This window comes from Oleiphilus sp. HI0132, assembly GCF_001635845.1.
This window is the reverse complement of record NZ_LWGJ01000607.1, coordinates 1-799: the sequence shown is the minus strand read 5'-3', so window position 1 is coordinate 799 and position 799 is coordinate 1. Positions and strand designations below refer to the sequence as shown.

Below are 799 nucleotides of genomic sequence, written 5' to 3'. Positions count from 1 at the left end.
ACTCTCATACAAAGCAGCAAACAAAATAATGCCACCACCAAGTAGTGTGTTGAAGACTATTCCTTCTCTTAAAAGTAAATATGCAAATAGGCTTCCATAAACGACTTGCAGGCTTATCACCATTGATACGCTTTTAGCTGAACGATAGCGTAGGGCGTATGTTTTTTGAGTATGTGGGATTGCCGTAAACACGGTGCCTAGTAGAATTAATGCAAGTAGATCGGGTGTTTTTATTTCCACTGGCGAGACAGATGCAAAGGGTAGCAAAATTGCGGCTGACACCATCGCGTGATAAAACATAATGGTGAAAGGGGAAATATCTGACAGGTGCTTTGATACCAGAATATTTCTTAGTGCCACAGCCAGTGCAGATAAAAGACCAAACAATACTCCTGCGGTGACATTGTTTTCGAGAGTAAAGTCCGGGACGATCATAAAGACACCGAGCATAACCAGCAAACCCATGAGGATATCGGCTTTATGAAGCCGTGTTTTATTGATTAAGGGTTCCAGAAATACCGTCATGACAGGAAAGGTAAACATCGAGATCATGCCGATAGCGACAGTCGACAGCTGCATCGCTTGAAAATAGGCTGTCCAATGAACGGTGAACAGCATGCTGCAAAACACCAAGAGTAAAAAAACGGGTAAAGTGCTAATTCTAAGTTTTTGTTTGAATAGAAGTGCCACAATAAATACGGTGAGGCCGCAAATCAGAGTTCGGTAGGCAATTATGTCCCAGGCAGCATAGGGAATTAGTTTTGAAAAAAGTGCTGTACCACCAAGCAATAATGCGGCG

At 42.6% G+C, this 799-nt stretch carries 1 protein-coding gene; it reads right to left on the bottom strand.

From position 1 onward, the window contains the following. Positions 1-799: DMT family transporter (locus A3766_RS07430; RefSeq protein ID WP_068642034.1), on the bottom strand; the 799-nt coding region annotated here is incomplete at both ends.